16 protein-coding genes are annotated in these 16,872 nt (G+C 67.0%); 13 read left to right on the plus strand and 3 right to left on the minus strand.

Features of this window, described 5'->3' with window-relative positions:
- Positions 1-20: 20 nt before the first annotated feature.
- Positions 21-908, plus strand: coding sequence for a DUF2971 domain-containing protein (locus ASD25_RS29475; RefSeq protein ID WP_082572420.1), 888 nt, complete (start codon positions 21-23; stop codon positions 906-908).
- Positions 908-2,101, plus strand: coding sequence for a formate-dependent phosphoribosylglycinamide formyltransferase (gene purT, locus ASD25_RS14205; protein WP_056619144.1), 1,194 nt, complete (start codon positions 908-910; stop codon positions 2,099-2,101). Before ASD25_RS29475 ends, purT begins: the two co-directional genes overlap by 1 nt.
- On the opposite strand, the gene ASD25_RS14210 is transcribed toward purT, so the two are convergent.
- Together ASD25_RS14210 and ASD25_RS14215 are read right to left on the minus strand one after the other, a co-directional pair.
- Positions 2,098-3,393: a S41 family peptidase gene (locus ASD25_RS14210; RefSeq protein WP_235562734.1), complete on the minus strand. Its 1,296-nt coding sequence runs from the start codon at positions 3,391-3,393 to the stop codon at positions 2,098-2,100. The genes purT and ASD25_RS14210 overlap by 4 nt on opposite strands.
- A 55-nt stretch (positions 3,394-3,448) precedes the next feature.
- Entirely contained in the window at positions 3,449-4,174 is a 726-nt protein-coding gene (locus ASD25_RS14215) for an EF-hand domain-containing protein (protein ID WP_056617924.1), read from the minus strand.
- Positions 4,175-4,302: 128 nt separating this feature from the next.
- Between ASD25_RS14215 and ASD25_RS14220 the strand changes: the two genes are divergently transcribed.
- The 8 genes from ASD25_RS14220 to fba all read left to right on the plus strand — a co-directional run bounded on the left by ASD25_RS14220 (position 4,303) and on the right by fba (position 13,540).
- Positions 4,303-5,034, plus strand: coding sequence for a response regulator (locus tag ASD25_RS14220; RefSeq protein WP_200943643.1), 732 nt, complete (start codon positions 4,303-4,305; stop codon positions 5,032-5,034).
- Positions 5,031-6,620, plus strand: coding sequence for an ATP-binding protein (locus ASD25_RS14225; RefSeq protein ID WP_156389316.1), 1,590 nt, complete (start codon positions 5,031-5,033; stop codon positions 6,618-6,620). The genes ASD25_RS14220 and ASD25_RS14225 overlap by 4 nt, the downstream gene beginning before the upstream one ends.
- On the plus strand, positions 6,620-7,951 hold the full coding sequence (locus tag ASD25_RS14230; protein WP_056617929.1) for a S41 family peptidase: 1,332 nt from the start codon (positions 6,620-6,622) through the stop codon (positions 7,949-7,951). The genes ASD25_RS14225 and ASD25_RS14230 overlap by 1 nt, the downstream gene beginning before the upstream one ends.
- A gap of 126 nt (positions 7,952-8,077) precedes the next feature.
- On the plus strand, positions 8,078-9,652 hold the full coding sequence (locus ASD25_RS14235) for a glycosyl hydrolase family 18 protein (RefSeq protein ID WP_082572422.1): 1,575 nt from the start codon (positions 8,078-8,080) through the stop codon (positions 9,650-9,652).
- A 121-nt stretch (positions 9,653-9,773) separates the two neighbouring features.
- On the plus strand, positions 9,774-10,781 hold the full coding sequence (gene gap / locus ASD25_RS14240) for a type I glyceraldehyde-3-phosphate dehydrogenase (RefSeq protein ID WP_056617936.1): 1,008 nt from the start codon (positions 9,774-9,776) through the stop codon (positions 10,779-10,781).
- A gap of 5 nt (positions 10,782-10,786) precedes the next feature.
- The gene (locus ASD25_RS14245; RefSeq protein ID WP_156389317.1) at positions 10,787-11,146 is read left to right on the plus strand and encodes a hypothetical protein; all 360 of its coding nucleotides are present in this window, start codon (positions 10,787-10,789) and stop codon (positions 11,144-11,146) included.
- The gene (gene pgk / locus ASD25_RS14250) at positions 11,143-12,342 is read left to right on the plus strand and encodes a phosphoglycerate kinase (RefSeq protein ID WP_056617942.1); all 1,200 of its coding nucleotides are present in this window, start codon (positions 11,143-11,145) and stop codon (positions 12,340-12,342) included. Before ASD25_RS14245 ends, pgk begins: the two co-directional genes overlap by 4 nt.
- Positions 12,343-12,454: 112 nt before the next feature.
- Entirely contained in the window at positions 12,455-13,540 is a 1,086-nt protein-coding gene (fba, locus tag ASD25_RS14255; RefSeq protein WP_056617945.1) for a class II fructose-bisphosphate aldolase, read from the plus strand.
- Positions 13,541-13,562: 22 nt separating this feature from the next.
- On the opposite strand, the gene ASD25_RS14260 is transcribed toward fba, so the two are convergent.
- Positions 13,563-14,201, minus strand: coding sequence for a DUF2799 domain-containing protein (locus ASD25_RS14260; protein ID WP_156389318.1), 639 nt, complete (start codon positions 14,199-14,201; stop codon positions 13,563-13,565).
- Between the two features lie 138 nt (positions 14,202-14,339).
- Between ASD25_RS14260 and ASD25_RS14265 the strand changes: the two genes are divergently transcribed.
- From ASD25_RS14265 to rpoH, 3 genes are all read left to right on the plus strand, one after another.
- Positions 14,340-15,368, plus strand: a complete 1,029-nt coding sequence (locus ASD25_RS14265; RefSeq protein ID WP_082572423.1) for an RluA family pseudouridine synthase — start codon at positions 14,340-14,342, stop codon at positions 15,366-15,368.
- 70 nt (positions 15,369-15,438) lie between these two features.
- Positions 15,439-15,744 carry a GNAT family N-acetyltransferase gene (locus ASD25_RS14270; RefSeq protein WP_056617954.1) on the plus strand — a complete coding sequence of 102 codons (306 nt, stop codon included), beginning with the start codon at positions 15,439-15,441 and terminating at the stop codon, positions 15,742-15,744.
- Between the two features lie 211 nt (positions 15,745-15,955).
- On the plus strand, positions 15,956-16,843 hold the full coding sequence (gene rpoH, locus ASD25_RS14275; RefSeq protein WP_056617958.1) for an RNA polymerase sigma factor RpoH: 888 nt from the start codon (positions 15,956-15,958) through the stop codon (positions 16,841-16,843).
- Positions 16,844-16,872 lie beyond the last annotated feature (29 nt).

The following is a 16,872-nucleotide window of genomic DNA, read 5'->3' on the forward strand; positions in this document are numbered from 1 at the left end:
TTGAATGTAGCTTGCGAGCCATGAGCGATTCATCGAACGAAGATTCGGCGGCTTACAAGCGCCTGTGCGATGCCTTCCCCTTTAAGCCGCCGTCTGAGGTGCCCAAGGGTGTGCTCTACCATTACTGCTCTTCAGATACTTTCCACGCAATCGTAACAAACAAGACGATACGGTCTTCAGACCTGTCTAAAATGAATGATTTTAGAGAGCTGTCTTGGGGACTCGATCTTGCGAAAGATGAGATATCGGAGCACCGAGGCATCATAAGCGACAATTTGTCAGATCTACTTTTGGATCGGGTAGATTACGTAAACAAAAATGCCCGACTTCTTATATCGTGCTTTTCTTTGGAAGGGGACATACTTAGTCAGTGGCGCGCCTACGCAGAAGACGCCAAAGGGTTTTCGATAGGATTTGACTCGGCAAAGATCTCGAAATGCTTGGGGAAAATGGGAAAAGTTCTCTATAAAGAAGAAGAACAGCGGGCTGAACTAAAAAACAGATTAATAAACGGTGGGAATTTGTTCCATCAATGCCCTGAATCTCAAAAAAACAAGATGGCCTTAAGGATCGCTACCCAGCTTCTGACCGCCGCTTGCTATATGAAAAACTCAGCATTCTCCGAAGAAAAGGAAGTTCGCTCCACCAGGGCAGTTGTTTATATAGAATCCGAAAAGGGTTTTGATATCTCATCCCCTGGCGGCAAAGAAATCGACATAAAATTTTCAATACGCGGCGGGCAACTCGTGCCGTACGCAGATCGGACTTTCGGGGATCAGTCCGGAGCGATAAAGAAAGTGATATTGGGTCCGAAGAACAGCAACTCAGAGTCTGACGTTAAGGCGTTCCTGAGTTTCTCTTCATTGACAGTTCCTGAGGTATCTCGATCCGCGGCCAGTTATAGATGATGCGTATCGGCACCCCCCTTTCGGACACCGCCGTCCGCGTCATGCTTCTGGGCGCCGGAGAGCTGGGCAAGGAGGTGGCGATCGAGCTGCAGCGGCTGGGCGTCGAGGTCATCGCCGTCGACCGCTATCCCAATGCGCCCGCCATGCAGGTGGCGCACCGCAGCCACGTTATTCCGATGACGGATCCCCACATCCTCGCCGGGGTCATCGCGGCGGAGATGCCGCACATAATCGTGCCCGAGATCGAGGCCATCGCCACGGACGTTCTGGCCGAGATCGAGGCGGCGGGTCATGCCGTGGTCATCCCGACCGCCCGGGCGACCCAGCTGACCATGAACCGCGAGGGCATCCGGCGGCTGGCCGGGGAAGAACTGGGCCTGCCGACCTCGCCCTACGCCTTCGCCTCGTCGGCTGATGAACTGGCTGAGGCGGCGGAGCGGATCGGCCTGCCGGTCTTCGTGAAGCCGGTGATGTCCTCGTCGGGCAAGGGCCAGTCCTTCGTCGAGGCGCCCGATCAGATGGCCGACGCCTGGGCCTATGCACAGTCCGGCGGACGGGTCGAAACGGCGACGGTTATCGTCGAGGGCCGCATCGACTTCGATTTCGAGATCACCCTTCTGACGGTCCGCTCTATGCGCGACGGCGCCGTGCGAACGGATTTCTGCGCCCCGATCGGCCATCGTCAGGTCAAGGGCGACTATGTCGAGAGCTGGCAGCCGCAGGCGATGACGCCGGCCGCCTTCGCCGCCGCGCAGGACATCGCCGGCAAGGTCACGGATTCCCTGGGCGGTCTGGGCGTGTTCGGGGTCGAGCTGTTCGTGAAGGGCGATCAGGTCTGGTTCTCGGAGGTGTCGCCACGTCCGCACGATACCGGTCTGGTGACGCTGGCGACCCAGACGATGAGCGAGTTCGCCCTGCATGCCCGCGCTATCCTCGGTCTGCCGGTCGACGTCAGCCAGCGCGACATCGGCGCCAGCGCGGTGATCTACGGCGGTATGGACGCGGCGGGCATCGCCTTCGAGGGCGTGGCCGAGGCCCTGTCTGTCCCGACCGCCGACCTGCGCCTCTTCGGCAAGCCCGAAAGCTATGAGCGGCGTCGCATGGGCGTGGCGACGGCGAAGGGGACGACGACGGACGAGGCCCGCGAGCGGGCGCGGCTGGCGGCGTCGAATGTCAGGCCGGTCGCGGTCTAGAGGGGTGCGCCAACGGCCGCCTGCGCCTGTTCGGGACGCCGCGCAGCCAAGGCGGCGAGGGCCGCTTCAAGCCCGGGATCCCGGCCGGCCCGGCGATCCTGCGCCGTAACGGCGGCTGCTACGTCGGGCTTCACGCCGTTCTTTTCCAGACGCACGCCGCCCGCCGTCACGAAGTCGGCGCGGCTGAGCGTCAACCGGCCGCCGTCCGGCAGACGCGTCTCGCGAGAGATCAGCACGGCTCCTGCGGTTGGCGCGCCGACCACCACGGCGCGGCGCGCCTCCTGAAGGGCGGCGGGAGTGAGTTCGGCGGCGCTGCGGCTCTGGTCGTCGACCAGCACCGCGACATCGTTGGCGATCGGGGCCGTCAGCGCGCCGCAGCCGCCGGCGGTCCTCATCTCGATGCGTCGGCCGTTCCGGGGCGTGCGGGTCGCCCAGGCGCGGTCTGTCGGCAGGAAGCAGCTCAGCACCGCATCCGCCTCCATCAAACGACCGCCGGGATTGCCCCGCAGATCCAGGATCACGTCTGTGTCGGGCGTCAGGTCGGCCAGTTGCTGACCCATCCAGCGCCCCAGTCCCTGTTCAAACCCCTCGACCCTCAGGACCAGCACATTGGGGCGCGTGCGGTCGGCGACAAAGGCCGGGCGCGGCTCAAGAACGCGCGGATTCAGCACGGTCACCTTTGGAGCGCCCTCAGCATCGACCATGGTCAGCACCAGCGGCTGTCCCTCGACCACATCCTGTTCCGGGGTCCAGCCTGTCGCGCCGTCGACGATGAGCCGCCAGCCGACGCCCACGCCTGCTTCGGCCGCCGGGGAATCCTCCCGGACCTGCTCGACCAGATAGCTGTCCTCGCTGTCCTTCTCCGCGCGCAGCGACAGACCCACGGCGGCGCGGCGTTCGCGCAGTTGGTCCTGACGACGCGCCACCGCGGGCGGGGCGGCGCCGGCGTGATCGTCGTCCAGCAGGTTCAGCATCTCGCGCAGCGACCGGTACAGGGTCCGGTCATCCGGTGCGGCCAGCGCGATCGGACGCCACGTCCGGCGCGCGTTATTCCAGTCCACGCCGTGCAGGTGCGGGTCGTAATATTCGCGCCGGACCTCGTTCCAGACATGGTCGAAGACCCGCTGGTTCATCCGTACCCGGTCACGGCCCGGCGCGACCGGGGCCGCCGCCGGAGCCGACGGGGCCGCTGATGCGACCGCGGGATCGCCCGCCACAGCCGGAGCCGCGCAGAGCGCAAGGCTCATCGCGGCTGACACGGCCAGTCGTTCAAACAGGCGACGGAAGATCATGACGCCATTAGAGGGCGCCTTCGATGACTTTCAAATCACGAAGTCGCTGGACGGATCAGTCTTCATCGTCCTGTCGTGTTTCGATCCGGTGGGTGAAGACCTGGACATCGTGGCCCTGACCCCGTTCGCCTTCCTCGATGAATCCCGAGTGATCGGCGTCCATACGGGTGAAAGCTTCGCGCAGCGGGCCGGTGAACTCGGCCTCGCTGATGCGGCCGTCGTTGTCGGCGTCCATCTTGTGCTCGCCGTCCGGGCCGCCGAGGCGGTGGATCATGACGTTGACGTTGTGCTCGCCGGCGCCGTCGGCTCCACGCGGCAGATGCACGATGCGGGGGCCGCCCTCGCCGCCGGGACCGCGGATGACGATCCGGTGCTCTTCGCCGGGCCCGCCTTCGCTGCGACCCGAGAAGACCATCGTCCGGACTTCATGCTCGCCGCGCCCTCCGGGAGCGCCGTCGCTGCGCAACTCGAACCGATGCACGCCCGGACCACCCTCGCCGCCCGGACCACGCATGAACACGTGGGCGCCCGGGCCATGGCCCGACGACCGTTCCTCGGCCGACAGGCGGCCATCGCCATCCTTGTCCATGCGAGCGAAATGGTCGTTCATCGGCGCGGCGAACTCTTCGCGCGAGATCTGGCCGTCCCCGTCCTTGTCCAGACTGCCGGGCCCGTCGCCCATCATGATGAAGCGGGCGTGGGCTTCAGGCGAGGCTGGGGGAGCCGGCGAAGCCGGAGGGTCCTGCATCAGGGCGGCGGACAGGGCGATCAGGGTCAGCATGGGGCATGGGTTCCCGTTGTGGAGCGCCCCCTTCGACCATGCCAGCCTTGCACCCATGTTGCAGGCGATCCGGGAAATGTTTCAGCACTGAAATGACGGCGAGCGTCCGGTTCGCCACAATGGGCGTCATGCAAGCCGACCCCGCCCCCCGCATTCTCGTTGTCGACGACGATCCCGGCATCCGCGAGGTGCTGTGCGACTATCTGAGCCAGCACGGCTATGACGCGACCGGCGCCGCCTCGGCCGCCGAGATGGACCGGGCCATGGCGGCCCGCGCGCCCGACCTGCTGGTGCTGGACCTGATGATGCCGGGCGAGGACGGGCTGTCCGTTTGCCGCCGCCTGTCCGGCAAGGGCGGGCCCCCGATCGTGATGCTGTCGGCCATGGGCGAGGACACGGACCGGATCATCGGGCTGGAACTCGGGGCCGACGATTATCTGGCCAAGCCCTGCAATCCCCGCGAACTGCTGGCCCGGGTCAGGGCTGTTTTGCGCCGTCCTCGGGATGAGGCCGCCTCCGAGGGACCGGCCCTGACCTTCGCCGGCTGGCGACTGGATCTGTTGCGGCGCGAGCTGACCCGGCCTGACGGGCGCGCGGTCGCCCTGTCGGCGGGCGAATTCGCCCTGCTGCGGGCCTTCGCCGAAAGGCCGGGCCGGGTGCTGACGCGCGACCAGCTGCTGGAGCGGGCGCGGGGCGCGGACGCCGACGTGTTCGACCGGGCCATGGATGTGCAGATCAGCCGGTTGCGGAAAAAACTCGACGACGGGTCCGGGCTGGAGATGATCCAGACCCTGCGCGGCGAGGGGTATATGTTCGACGTCCGGGTCGAACGCCACGCCGGCGCCCGGGGCGCCGCGTGAGACGTCCGTCGTCGTTCCCGGTTCTGGTTCAGGTGGCTGCGCTGGCCGTGCTGGCCGTCGTCATGTCCCAGGCCGTAGCGTTCGGGGTCGTGGTACTGGCGCCCGAGCCGGAACCTGCGGGCTTCAGCATCGAAGCGGCGGCCAATGCGCTGAAAGGTCTGCCGGCTGAAACCTCGGACGGGCGCCCGTTACGTCGCCGCCTGACGGACAAACCGCTGGCGCTGAACGAGGCGGGGCCGGACGATCCGATGGCCATGGCGCTCGCCGCCGGTCTGGCCCAGCGCATGGGCGTGCCGTCCGAAACCGTACGCGTGCGCGTCCAGGGCGAGCGGCCAAGGCGGCTGCGGAACGATCGCAAGCCCGGATCCGGTTCGGTGGAGCACTACACCTTCGCCCTGAGGGACGCCGGGCGCCGCGCGCCGCAACCGCCTGGGCAGCCCTCCCCCCCGACTCCGCCCGGGCCGCCTCCCCCGCCGGAGCCCGTTCCGCCGAGGGGCGTGGTGGTCCTGCGGCAGGGCGACGAGATCCGCGCCCGGCTGCACACGCGCCACGCCCTGCCGCGAGGCGCCGACGGCGCCGCCTTTATCATCGACCGCGAGACGCGGCAGTTCAGCGTCCTTGCCGACCGGCTGACGTTCGCTCCCTTCTCAGCCTCCGTGCAGCAGGAAGACGGGCGCTGGGCCACGGTCGAGCCGCCGCGGGGCCTGTTGTCTCCGTGGCAGCAGCGGGTGCTTCTGGCCCTCGCCATCTCCATGCTGCTGCTGGCGCCGCTCGTCTGGTTCATGGCGCGCCGCCTCACCCGCCCGATCCGCGTCTTTGCGGACGCCGCCGAACGGCTGGGCGCGGACCCGGACGCCGAGCCGCTGACGCCCTCCGGCCCCAGCGAGGTGCGCACGGCCATCCAGGCCTTCAACGACATGCAGGCGTCGCTGCGCGACCACATGCGCCGGCGCACCCAGACGGTGGCCGCCATCGCCCATGACCTGCGTACGCCCCTGACCCGGCTGCGCTTCCGGGCCGAACAGGCGCCCGAGGCGGTGCGCGACCGGATGGCCGCCGACATCGAGGAGATGGACGCCCTGATCGCCCAGGCCATGGCCTATGTGCGCGGCGAGACGACCCCGGAGCGCCGTGAGCGGTTCGACCTGTCGAGTCTCGCCGAGGACTGCGCGGCGGGCTTCTCCGAAACCGGCGCGGCTGTGAGTTTCACCAACGGCGACGCCCTGCCGGTACAAGCCGACGCCGCCGCCCTGCGGCGCGCCCTGGCCAACCTGATCGCCAACGCGGTGAAGTTCGGCGCGGTCGCCCGCGTCAAGGCGGTATCCGAGGACGGCCGTGCAATAATCCTCGTCGAAGACGACGGTCCCGGCCTGCCCGAGGGCGAGTTGGAAGCCGTATTCGAGCCCTTCCATCGCGCCGAACGCTCGCGCAGCCGCGAGACGGGCGGAGCCGGCCTTGGCCTGACGGTCGCCCGTCAGGCGGCTCGGGCAGCCGGCGGCGACGTAACCCTGACCAATCGGCCCGGAGGCGGTCTGACCGCCCGGCTCACCCTACCACTCGTAGATCGTTCGACGGAGACGCCCTGATGCGAGCCCTGATCCTCGCCGCTGCCCTCGTGGCGGTCGTGCCTGCATACGCCCAGACCGCGGCTCCCACACCGCGAGACACGGCGAACGCGGTCGCGGGCCGCATTCGTGATCTGTATTTCGATCCCGCGGCAGGAGACCGCATCGCCGACGATCTGGAGGCGGAAAGCGCGGCCGGCGCCTTCGACGCCCTGACCGATCAGCGCGATCTGGCCGCCGCGCTGAGCCGGCGGCTGCGCCCTCTGGACGCGCATTTCAACGTGGCCTGGGACCCCAACGCGCCCGCCGCACCGGGGCCGGGCGCGGGACCTGTGCGCGTCGTCCGGGCTCCCGGCTCGCCGCCGCCGGCCGGGACCGCCAGGGAACCCGTCCGTCGGGTCCGCGCCGCCAATCCGATGGAAGCGCGCGGCCACTATGGCTTCCGCAAGGTCGAGATCCTGCCGGGCAACGTCGGCTATATCGACCTGCGCCAGTTTTCGAACATCGACTTCGAAAATCCCGCCGACCCGGCCCGGCGCGCGGCCGATGCGGCCCTGAGCTTTGTCGCCGAGGCCGATGCGGTGATCTTCGACCTGCGCGACAACGGTGGCGGCGCCCCCTCGATGGTCGGCTATCTGACCAGCGCCTTCACACCGGCGAACGCGCCGATCTACAACGTCTTCCACAGCCGCGAGGGGACCGAGAGCGAGGCCCCGGCGGTCTTCTATCCGACGCCCCGGCTGGACGTTCCGGTCTATGTGTTGATCAGCGGCCGCACGGGCTCGGCGGGCGAGGCCTTCCCCTACACCCTGCAGGGCGCGCGCCGCGCGACCATCGTCGGCGAAGCCTCCGGCGGAGCGGCCAATCCCGGCGGCATGGTCCCGGTGGGCGGCGGCTTCGCGGTCTTCATCTCGCAGGGTTCGCCGAAGAACCCTGTCACGGGCAAGAACTGGGAAGGAACAGGCGTCTCGCCCGACGTCGCCGTGCCGTGGGATCAGGCCCTGACGCGCGCCCATACGCTGGCGCTTGAGGCCATCCTCGCCGGCGACAACAACCGTATCGATGCGGCCTGGACGCTGCAGGCGATCAATTCGACGGCTCCGGCCGGCGATCTGACGCCCTACGCCGGCGCCTATGGCGAGCAGACCGTTTCTGTCGTCGGAGACCGGCTGAACGTCGTCCGCGGCCGCCGCCCGCCAGTGGCTCTGGTCCGACTGGACGGCGACCTGTTCACCGTCGTCGGTGATCCGGGCCGACGGGTTCAGTTTTCGCGGGACGAGGCCGGCCGGCTCGTGACCATGGACCAGCTCGGTTTTGGCGGCGCCGGTCCCCGCGCGCGCCGCACTGACTGATCTGCGTCGACGTTAACGGACGACCAAACCGGCCCGTGACGCGACGTGCACGGATCGACGGCTGGCTCAGGCCGCCCGAAACTGAGGACGGTGCTCCCCCCGCGCCGTCCTTCGAGCAAAGTCGTCATGCTTCGTTTCCGCCTACTCGCCGTCGGCCTCGCTATGGCGCTTGCTCTTGCGGGTTGCGGCGGAGGTGGCGGCGGGGACGGAGGCGGAGGCGGACCGCAGCAACCTCCCCCTCCTCCCCCGCCCCAGATTCAGGTCAGCCTGACACCGACGGAGATCGACCTCGCCCCCTCCTCAGGCTTCCAGTTCACCGCCACGGTGACGGGAACCGACGTCACCCAGGTCGAATGGTCGGCCAACGGCGGCACGATCAGTGCGGCCGGCCTGTTCACGGCGCCGGCGGCCGAGGGGACCTATCGCGTCACCGCGGCCAGCGTCGTGGACCGGTCGAGAACCGCGACCGCGACCGTTCGCGTCCGCACGCCGACCGCCGCCTCGTCAGCCTGGGTAACCGGCTACTACGCCGGCTGGTATTGGCATGCCTATCCGCCCGAGCGCGTGGATATGACCGCCATGACCCACTTCGTCTTCGGCCGGATCGCGCCCGGTTCCGGAACTCTGGGCGGAACCGCCGGCCAGTTGGTGAACGGGGCGACGAGCGCGCAGGAACTCCCGGGATCGCCCTATGCTCCGCAGACAGTCGAGGACTATCTGGTGTCCCGCGCGCACGCCTCCGGAAGGAAGGCCCTCATCATGCTGGGCGGGGCTGGCGACGGCGTGGGCTTCTACAACTCCACCGCGGACGGCGTGCGGCGGACCTTCGTCGTCAACCTCGTTAACTACATGGTTCAGCACGACTACGACGGCATCGACGTGGACTGGGAGGACTGCCTCAGCGAACCGAACGACTGCCAGGTCAAATTCCCGGCGGCCGAGGCGCAGCGCCGTCTGAAAGCCCTGATTGCGGAGATTCGCGCTGAAGCGAACGCCCGGCCCCGCTACCAGGGCGCGGGCCGGCAGGTGATCATCACCTTCCCGTGGTACGCCAAGAACATCAACTTCCTCGAGCCCGGCGGCAGGGTCGAACAATGGGAAGCCGACATCGCCAACATGGTCGATCAGTTCAACCTTATGAGCTACGGCATGGCCTATGTCGCCGGCGGCTGGCGCTCATGGCTGAGCACTCCGATCTACGGGGCCACAGGCGAGACACCCTATGATCTCGACACCAGCATTCGCGCCTATGTGGCGACCGGTGTTCCCCGCCGGAAAATCGGCATCGGCATCGGCTTCTACGGCATCTTCTACAGCCCCGACATCACGGCCCCCAGGCAGTTGGTGACCGGCGCCACCTCCGTCTACAACGACGACAATTCGTTGGCCTACAACGAGCTGAGAGAGAACGGCTATCTGTCGCGCGGGACCTACCACTGGGACGCCGTCGCCCGGGTCGGCTACCGGAGCTACAATCGCACCAACGGCTTCCCTAACGGCTACAGGCCGCCCGACGGAGCGCCGGCCGCCGGCATGCTGTCCTATGAGGACGAGGCGTCCATCCGGGCCAAGGGCGCCTGGGTTCGCGATCCTGCTACGGCGGTCGGAGGCACGATCCTCTGGACCATCAACTACGGCTGGCAGAACGATACCCAGACCAACCCGCTTCTCGACGAGGTAAAGCGCAGCTTCCTGCAGTAGGGTCAGGCGGTCTCAGCGTTACAGTTGATCACGCCTTGTTACGGGCGCGGGGTTGATCCTCGCGCCCGGCGGTTCCATTGAAGCGCCGAACATTCAGCCCTGCTTCTTCGGAGACCGCCCCATGACCATCCGCGTCGCCATCAATGGTTTCGGCCGCATCGGCCGCCTCGTCCTGCGCTCGATCGTCGAGCATGGCCGTCGCGACATCGAGGTGGTGGCGATCAACGATCTGGGGCCGGTGGCCACCAACGCCCACCTGCTGAAGTACGATTCGGTCCACGGCCGCTTCCCCGGCACTGTCGAGTTCGGCGATGACTGGATCGATGTGGGTCTGGGCAAGATCAAGGTCACGGCCGAGCGCGACCCGTCCAAGCTTCCGCACAAGGAGCTGAACGTCGACATCGCCTTCGAATGCACGGGCCTGTTCACGACCAAGGAAAAGGCCTCGGCCCACCTGACCGCGGGCGCGAAACGCGTACTGGTCTCGGCCCCGTGCGACGGCGCCGACAAGACCATCGTCTACAAGGTCAACCATGAGACCCTGACCGCCGACGACATCGTCGTGTCCAACGGATCCTGCACGACCAACGCCCTGGCCCCGGTCGCCAAGGTGCTGAACGACCTGTTCGGCATCGAGCGCGGCTATATGACCACCATCCACGCCTACACCGGCGACCAGCCGACGCTGGATACGATGCACAAGGATCTGTACCGGGGCCGCGCCGCCGCCCTGTCGATGATCCCGACCTCGACCGGCGCCGCCAAGGCGCTGGGTCTTGTCCTGCCGGAACTGAAGGGCAAGCTGGACGGTTCGTCGATCCGCGTTCCCACCCCGAACGTCTCGGTCGTCGACCTGAAGGTCGTGGCCGGGCGCGAGGTCACGGTGGAAGAGATCAACGCCGCCATCCAGGCCGCCGCCGACGGCCCGATGAAGGGCGTTCTGGCCGTGACCGACGAGGCGCTTGTCTCGACCGACCTGAACCACATCGCCGCCTCGTCCACAGCCGCCCTGCCCCAGACCCAAGTCGTCGACGGCAAGCTGGCCCGCGTTCTGACCTGGTACGACAACGAGTGGGGCTTCGCGACGCGGATGAGCGACACGGCGCTGGTGATGAGCAAGCTGATCTAGCCAACATGCCAACGCCGGAATGGGCTGAAAAAGAACAACGCCGCGATGGCGACAACCGGCGGGAACTCTGGCGTCTTCAGTGGTCGATGGCGAAGATGGACGCCTACGCCGCGCTCGGCGGACTCGTGGGCATCGCCGGCCTGCTGCTCGGGATCGGGTCCGCCATCGGACTGATGCATATCGCGCCAGCCCTAAACTTGGCCGGCGGGAGCGTCGCTTGTTTGATCTTTCTTGGCTTGGTGTTGTTGGCATTGTTCTACTCAACCAAGTGGCGTGAAGGTTTCATCGCGCGCCACATCACCCTTCCCGCCTTGCTTGCGTTTGGCGGGTTCGTGTTCGTGATCGTTCTCGAGACTTCAAAATGACCTTCCGCACCCTCGACGACGCCCCCTCCCTTGCCGGCGAGACCGCTCTCGTCCGCGTGGACTTCAACGTTCCGATGGAGGGTGGGCGCGTCACCGACGACACCCGCCTGCGCGTCGCCCTGCCGACGATCAACAAGCTGCGCGACGCCGGGGCCAAGGTCGCCCTGCTGGCCCACTTCGACCGGCCAAAGGGTCAGCGCGTGCAGTCGATGAGCCTGCAGCCGGTGGTCGACGATCTGGAGCACCTGCTCGGCGCCCCGGTCCGGTTCGCCAACGACTGCGTCGGCGACGAGGCGAAGGCGGTCCTCGCCGACCTCGACGCCGGCGGCGTGGTCCTGCTGGAGAACGTCCGCTTCCACGGAGGCGAGGAGAAGAACGATCCGGCCTTTGCGAAGCAGCTGGCCGAACTCGGCGACCTCTACGTCAACGACGCCTTCTCAGCCGCCCACCGCGCCCATGCCTCGACCGAAGGGCTGGCGCGACTGCTGCCCGCCTACGCCGGCGAGTCGATGCGGCGCGAGCTCGACGCGCTGGATGCGGCGCTGGGCAAGCCGCAGAAGCCGGTGATCGGCATCGTCGGCGGAGCGAAGGTCTCGACCAAGCTGGACCTGCTGAAGAACCTCGTCGGCAAGCTGGACCGGCTCGCGATCGGCGGCGGCATGGCCAACACCTTCCTGTTCGCTCAGGGGATCGATATCGGCGGCTCGCTGGCCGAGAAGGACATGGCCGAAACGGCGCGCGAGATCATGGCCGAGGCGCAGGCGCAGGGGTGCGAGCTTCTGCTGCCCGTGGACATGGTCGTCGCGACCGAGGTCAAGCCGGGCGCCGCCGCCCGGACGGTGCGCGCCGGAGACCCCCTGTCGGCCGACGACAAGATTCTGGACGCCGGTCCCGAGACCGTCGCCCGCCTGACAGCCGCCATGGACGCATCAAAGACCCTGATCTGGAACGGGCCTTTGGGCGTGTTCGAGGTTCCGCCGTTCGACGCCGCGACAGTGGCGGCGGCGAAATACGCCGCAGAACTGACCAGGGCCGGCAAGCTGGTCGCCGTCGCCGGCGGCGGCGACACGGTCTCGGCCCTGAACCACGCCGGAGTCAGCGACGACATGACCTTCGTCTCGACCGCTGGCGGCGCCTTCCTGGAATGGATGGAGGGCAAGCCCCTGCCCGGCGTCGAGGCGCTGCAGCTCCAGTGACCGTGGCGCCACGGGCGGCTTTCGGTCGCGTCGCGCGCATGTAACATTGCGTGACTTGAGCCCTGCCCGGCGCTAAACCACGGCAAAACCTCAAGGGCTCAGGAGACATCCCATGGCGCGCATCACGCTGCGACAGCTTCTCGATCACGCGGCCGAGAATGGCTACGGCCTGCCCGCCTACAATATCAACAACATGGAACAGGGACTGGCGATCATGGAGGCGGCGGAAGCCGTCAACGCGCCGGTCATCATCCAGGCCAGCCGCGGGGCCCGCAGCTACGCCAACGACATCGTCCTGGCCAAGCTGATCGACGCCCTGGCCGAGCTGTATCCGCACATCCCGGTCTGCATGCACCAGGACCACGGCAATGGCCCGGCGACCTGCGCCACCGCCATCCAGTACGGCTTCACCTCGGTGATGATGGACGGCTCGCTGGAAGAGGACGCCAAGACGCCCGCCAGCTACGAGTACAACGTCGACGTCACCCGTCGCGTGGTCCAGATGGCCCACAGTTGCGGCGTTTCGGTCGAGGGCGAACTGGGTGTTCTGGGTTCGCTGGAGACCGGCATGGGCGAGGCCGAGGACGGCCACGGCTTCGAAGGCAAGCTGGATCACTCGGCCCTGCTGACCGATCCCGATCAGGCGGTCGATTTCGTGCGCGAGACCCAGGTCGACGCCTTGGCCATTGCCATGGGAACCAGCCACGGCGCCTACAAATTCAGCCGGCAGCCCGATGGCGAAGTGCTGGCCATGAACGTGATCGAGGAAATCCACCGCCGCCTGCCGGACACCCATCTGGTTATGCACGGCTCGTCCAGCGTGCCGCAGGACCTGCAGGACATCATCAACGCATACGGCGGCCAGATGCCCCAGACCTGGGGCGTGCCGGTCGAGGAAATCCAGCGCGGCATCAAGCACGGCGTCCGCAAGATCAACATCGACACCGACAACCGCATGGCCATGACCGGCGCCGTCCGCAAATTGCTGGCGGAAAAGCCGGGCGAGTTCGATCCGCGCGCGTGGATGAAGCCCGCCAAGGAGGCGATGCGCAAACTCTGTCAGGAGCGTTTCGTCCAGTTCGGCTGCGAGGGCCAGGCCTCGAAGATCCGCCCGCTGTCGACCGCCCAGATGGCCCAGCGTTACGCCAAGGGCGAACTCAACCCGCACTTCGGCTCGGCCGCTTCAAAGGCCGCCTGACCGGAGAGACGGCGGCTGGCCTTCACCAGTCGCCGTACTGGCGGCGGAACCGCCAGCGTACGTCCCGCACATCGCGCTCGGCGTCGTCGATCGCGTCCTCGGCGCGTCGCCATTCGCGCTCGGTGTCCGCGCGTTCGCGGCGGATTTCCTGAATACGGTTGCGGATCGTCTCGCGCTGCTGATCGGTCAGCCCCTCTGCGCGCGCCTCGGCCTGTTTGGCGACGATCTTCTCGTCCAGTTCTTCCAGTCGGTTGCCGTGGGAATCGACCAAACTGCGGGCGCTGACCAGCGCCTGATCCACCTGATAGACGATCTGACCGTCCTGGTAGGCGGGCATGAAGTCCGCTTCCAGATACGAGGGACAGACCCCGGCGTAGCTGGAGCCCGTTCTTCCTTCCCGGAAACCGCGGTCCGGCGTGCAATACTGGATAAGCCCCTGCTCCCGACCGGCCCGGTAGGCGGCGTCATCCGGCGCAATCCCATGTTTGACGCAGGCTTCGGCATGTTCGCCCAGCCGGCTCATTGTCAGACCGGCCACGCCGTCCGCATACCCCTGCCCCGACCAATCGCCCGCTTGGCACTGTTCGGCGCTCATGGTCGCGCAACTGCCCAAGGCCAGCGCCACCCCGCCGGCCGCGGCTGCAAGAATCCAGACTCGCATGGTCTTCACCCCCCGGCATCAAGCCAAGCTTAACCATAAACTCACAGCCCGCCGTACGCCAAGCTGCGACTTGTGTGTCCGTTGGCCTGCCGTGCTAGATCGGCGACCGCCCGGTCTTCCGGGGCGGTGGAGCGCCCCGTGTCCGACGAACCCCTGCTGTCCGAAGATCTTCTCGCCGATGAGGATGGGGCCATCGTCCTTGAGGCGCGCCTTGAGAAGGGCGGCGTCCGACTCGACAAGGCCCTGACCGAGATTTTCCCAACCCTGTCGCGCGCGCGGCTTCAGGCGCTGTTGGCCGAAGGCGTCGTCACCCGCGACGGGGCCCCCGTCTCGGTGGCCTCGGGCAAGGCCCAGCCCGGCCTCTACGCCGTCGCCCTGCCGGCCGTCGTCTCGGCCATTCCGCAGCCCGAGGCGATCCCGCTGACCGTTCTCTATGAGGACGCCCACCTGATCGTCCTCGACAAGGCCGCCGGAATGGCGGTCCATCCCGCGCCGGGCAGCGAAACCGGCACCCTGGTCAACGCCCTGCTGCATCACTGCGCTGCGTCCCTGTCAGGCATCGGCGGCGTGGCGCGCCCGGGCATTGTGCACCGGCTGGACAAGCATACGTCCGGAGTGATGGTCGCCGCCAAGTCAGATGCGGCGCACGCAGGACTTTCGGCCCTGTTCGCAGCGCATGACATCGAACGCACCTACATCGCCCTGACGCGCGGAACGCTGCGCCCCGAGCATGGCCGTATCATCTCCAACCTTGGCCGCTCGACGGGCGACCGGAAGAAGATGGCGGTGCTGAACAGCGGCGGGCGCGAAGCCATCACGGATTATGTGGTCGAGCAGGTCTTCGGAGCCTCACCCCAGAAGGGGTCCAGGCAGGCCACGCCCCCCATGGCCTCGCGTATTGCCTGCACGCTCCACACCGGCCGCACCCACCAGATACGGGTTCACATGGCGTCGAAGGGCGCACCCCTGCTCGGCGACCCGGTCTATGGCACCGGCAGCCCCGCCAATCCCGTACGGGAGGCGATCGCCGCGGCGGGGCTGACCCGCCAGGCGCTGCACGCCGCCATCCTGGGGTTCATCCATCCGATCACGGGGGAGACGCTGCGGTTCGAAACGCCGCCGCCCGAAGACATGCGCCGGCTCGAGGAGGGCTTGTCGGTCCTGTGACATCGCGGTCTTGCTGTCCCCCCGGGCGATGGGCATCTGAAAACTGAACTTCCGCTGACAGGAGCGCGCCGTGTCCGACCCAGATATCCGCGACAACGCGGAAGCCCACCGCTACGAGCTGCCGGTCTTCGGGGAGGTTGCGGTGGTGACCTACAACCTCTCGGGCCAAAACCTGATGATCACTGAAACGCTGGTGCCCGAGCGTCTGGAAGGCCAGGGGATCGCCAGCCGGCTGGCGCGCCACGTTATCGAAGATGCAAGAGCGCGCGATCTGCTGGTCCTGCCGGTCTGCCCTTTCTTCGCCGGCTATCTTCAAAAACACCCGGACCATGCGGACGTAGTTCATCCGACCTACCGGCAAATCCTCGGTCTCTGATAGTCAGTCTTGATTAAGGACTGACCCTTTGCTATATGATCGCGCATTCGGTGCCGTGGCGCCGGGGCAACGGTCACGCTTTCGTGTGACGATCCGCCACTGACAAAGGCGGAAACCCGACCCTATTTCATCGGTTGAGGGGAGAGGCGACGGTGCACATTGGGTGGCCGCTTCCGAAGAACCCGCTCGTTCACACGGTCGGAGGGACCAAATGGCTGTTGCTAGATCACTCGCGGTTATGTCGCCTGAACAGGGGCTTTCGCGATACCTGACTGAAATCCGCAAGTTTCCGATGCTGGCGAAGGACGAGGAGTTCATGCTCGCCAAGCGCTGGACCGAGCACCAGGACGCCGAGAGCGCCCACCGGCTCGTGACCTCTCATCTTCGTCTCGTGGCCAAGATCGCCATGGGTTATCGCGGCTACGGCCTGCCGATCGGCGAGGTGATTTCCGAGGGCAACGTCGGCCTGATGCAGGCCGTCAAGAAATTCGATCCGGACAAGGGCTTCCGCCTGGCGACCTACGCCATGTGGTGGATCCGCGCCTCGATCCAGGAATACATCCTGCGCAGCTGGTCGCTGGTGAAAATGGGCACCACCGCCGCGCAGAAGAAGCTGTTCTTCAACCTGCGCAAGGCCAAGAGCCAGATCTCGGCCTTCGAGGAAGGCGACCTGCGTCCTGAGCACCTCGCGGCCATCGCCACCAAGCTGGGCGTATCCGAGGAAGAGGTCACCAACATGAACCGCCGCCTCGGCGGCGACTCGTCGCTGAACGCCCCGATCCGTTCGGACGGCGAGAGCGAGTGGCAGGACTGGCTAGCCGACGACACGGCGGTCTCGCAGGAAACAGCGCTGGCCGAGAGCGAGGAAAAGTCCATCCGCATGAGCCTGCTCGAAGAGGCGATGCAGGAGCTGACCGACCGCGAGAAGCACATCCTGACCGAGCGCCGCCTGAAGGACGACCCTGTCACGCTGGAAGAACTGGCCGGCCAATACGGCGTGTCGCGCGAGCGGGTCCGCCAGATCGAGGTCCGGGCGTTCGAAAAGCTGCAGAAGGCCATGCGCGCCGCGGCCGAAGAGCGGAACCTGGTCGACGCCTGACGACGACCCCCTCCCCCGCGCGGCGGGGG

The organism is Brevundimonas sp. Root1423, from assembly GCF_001426805.1.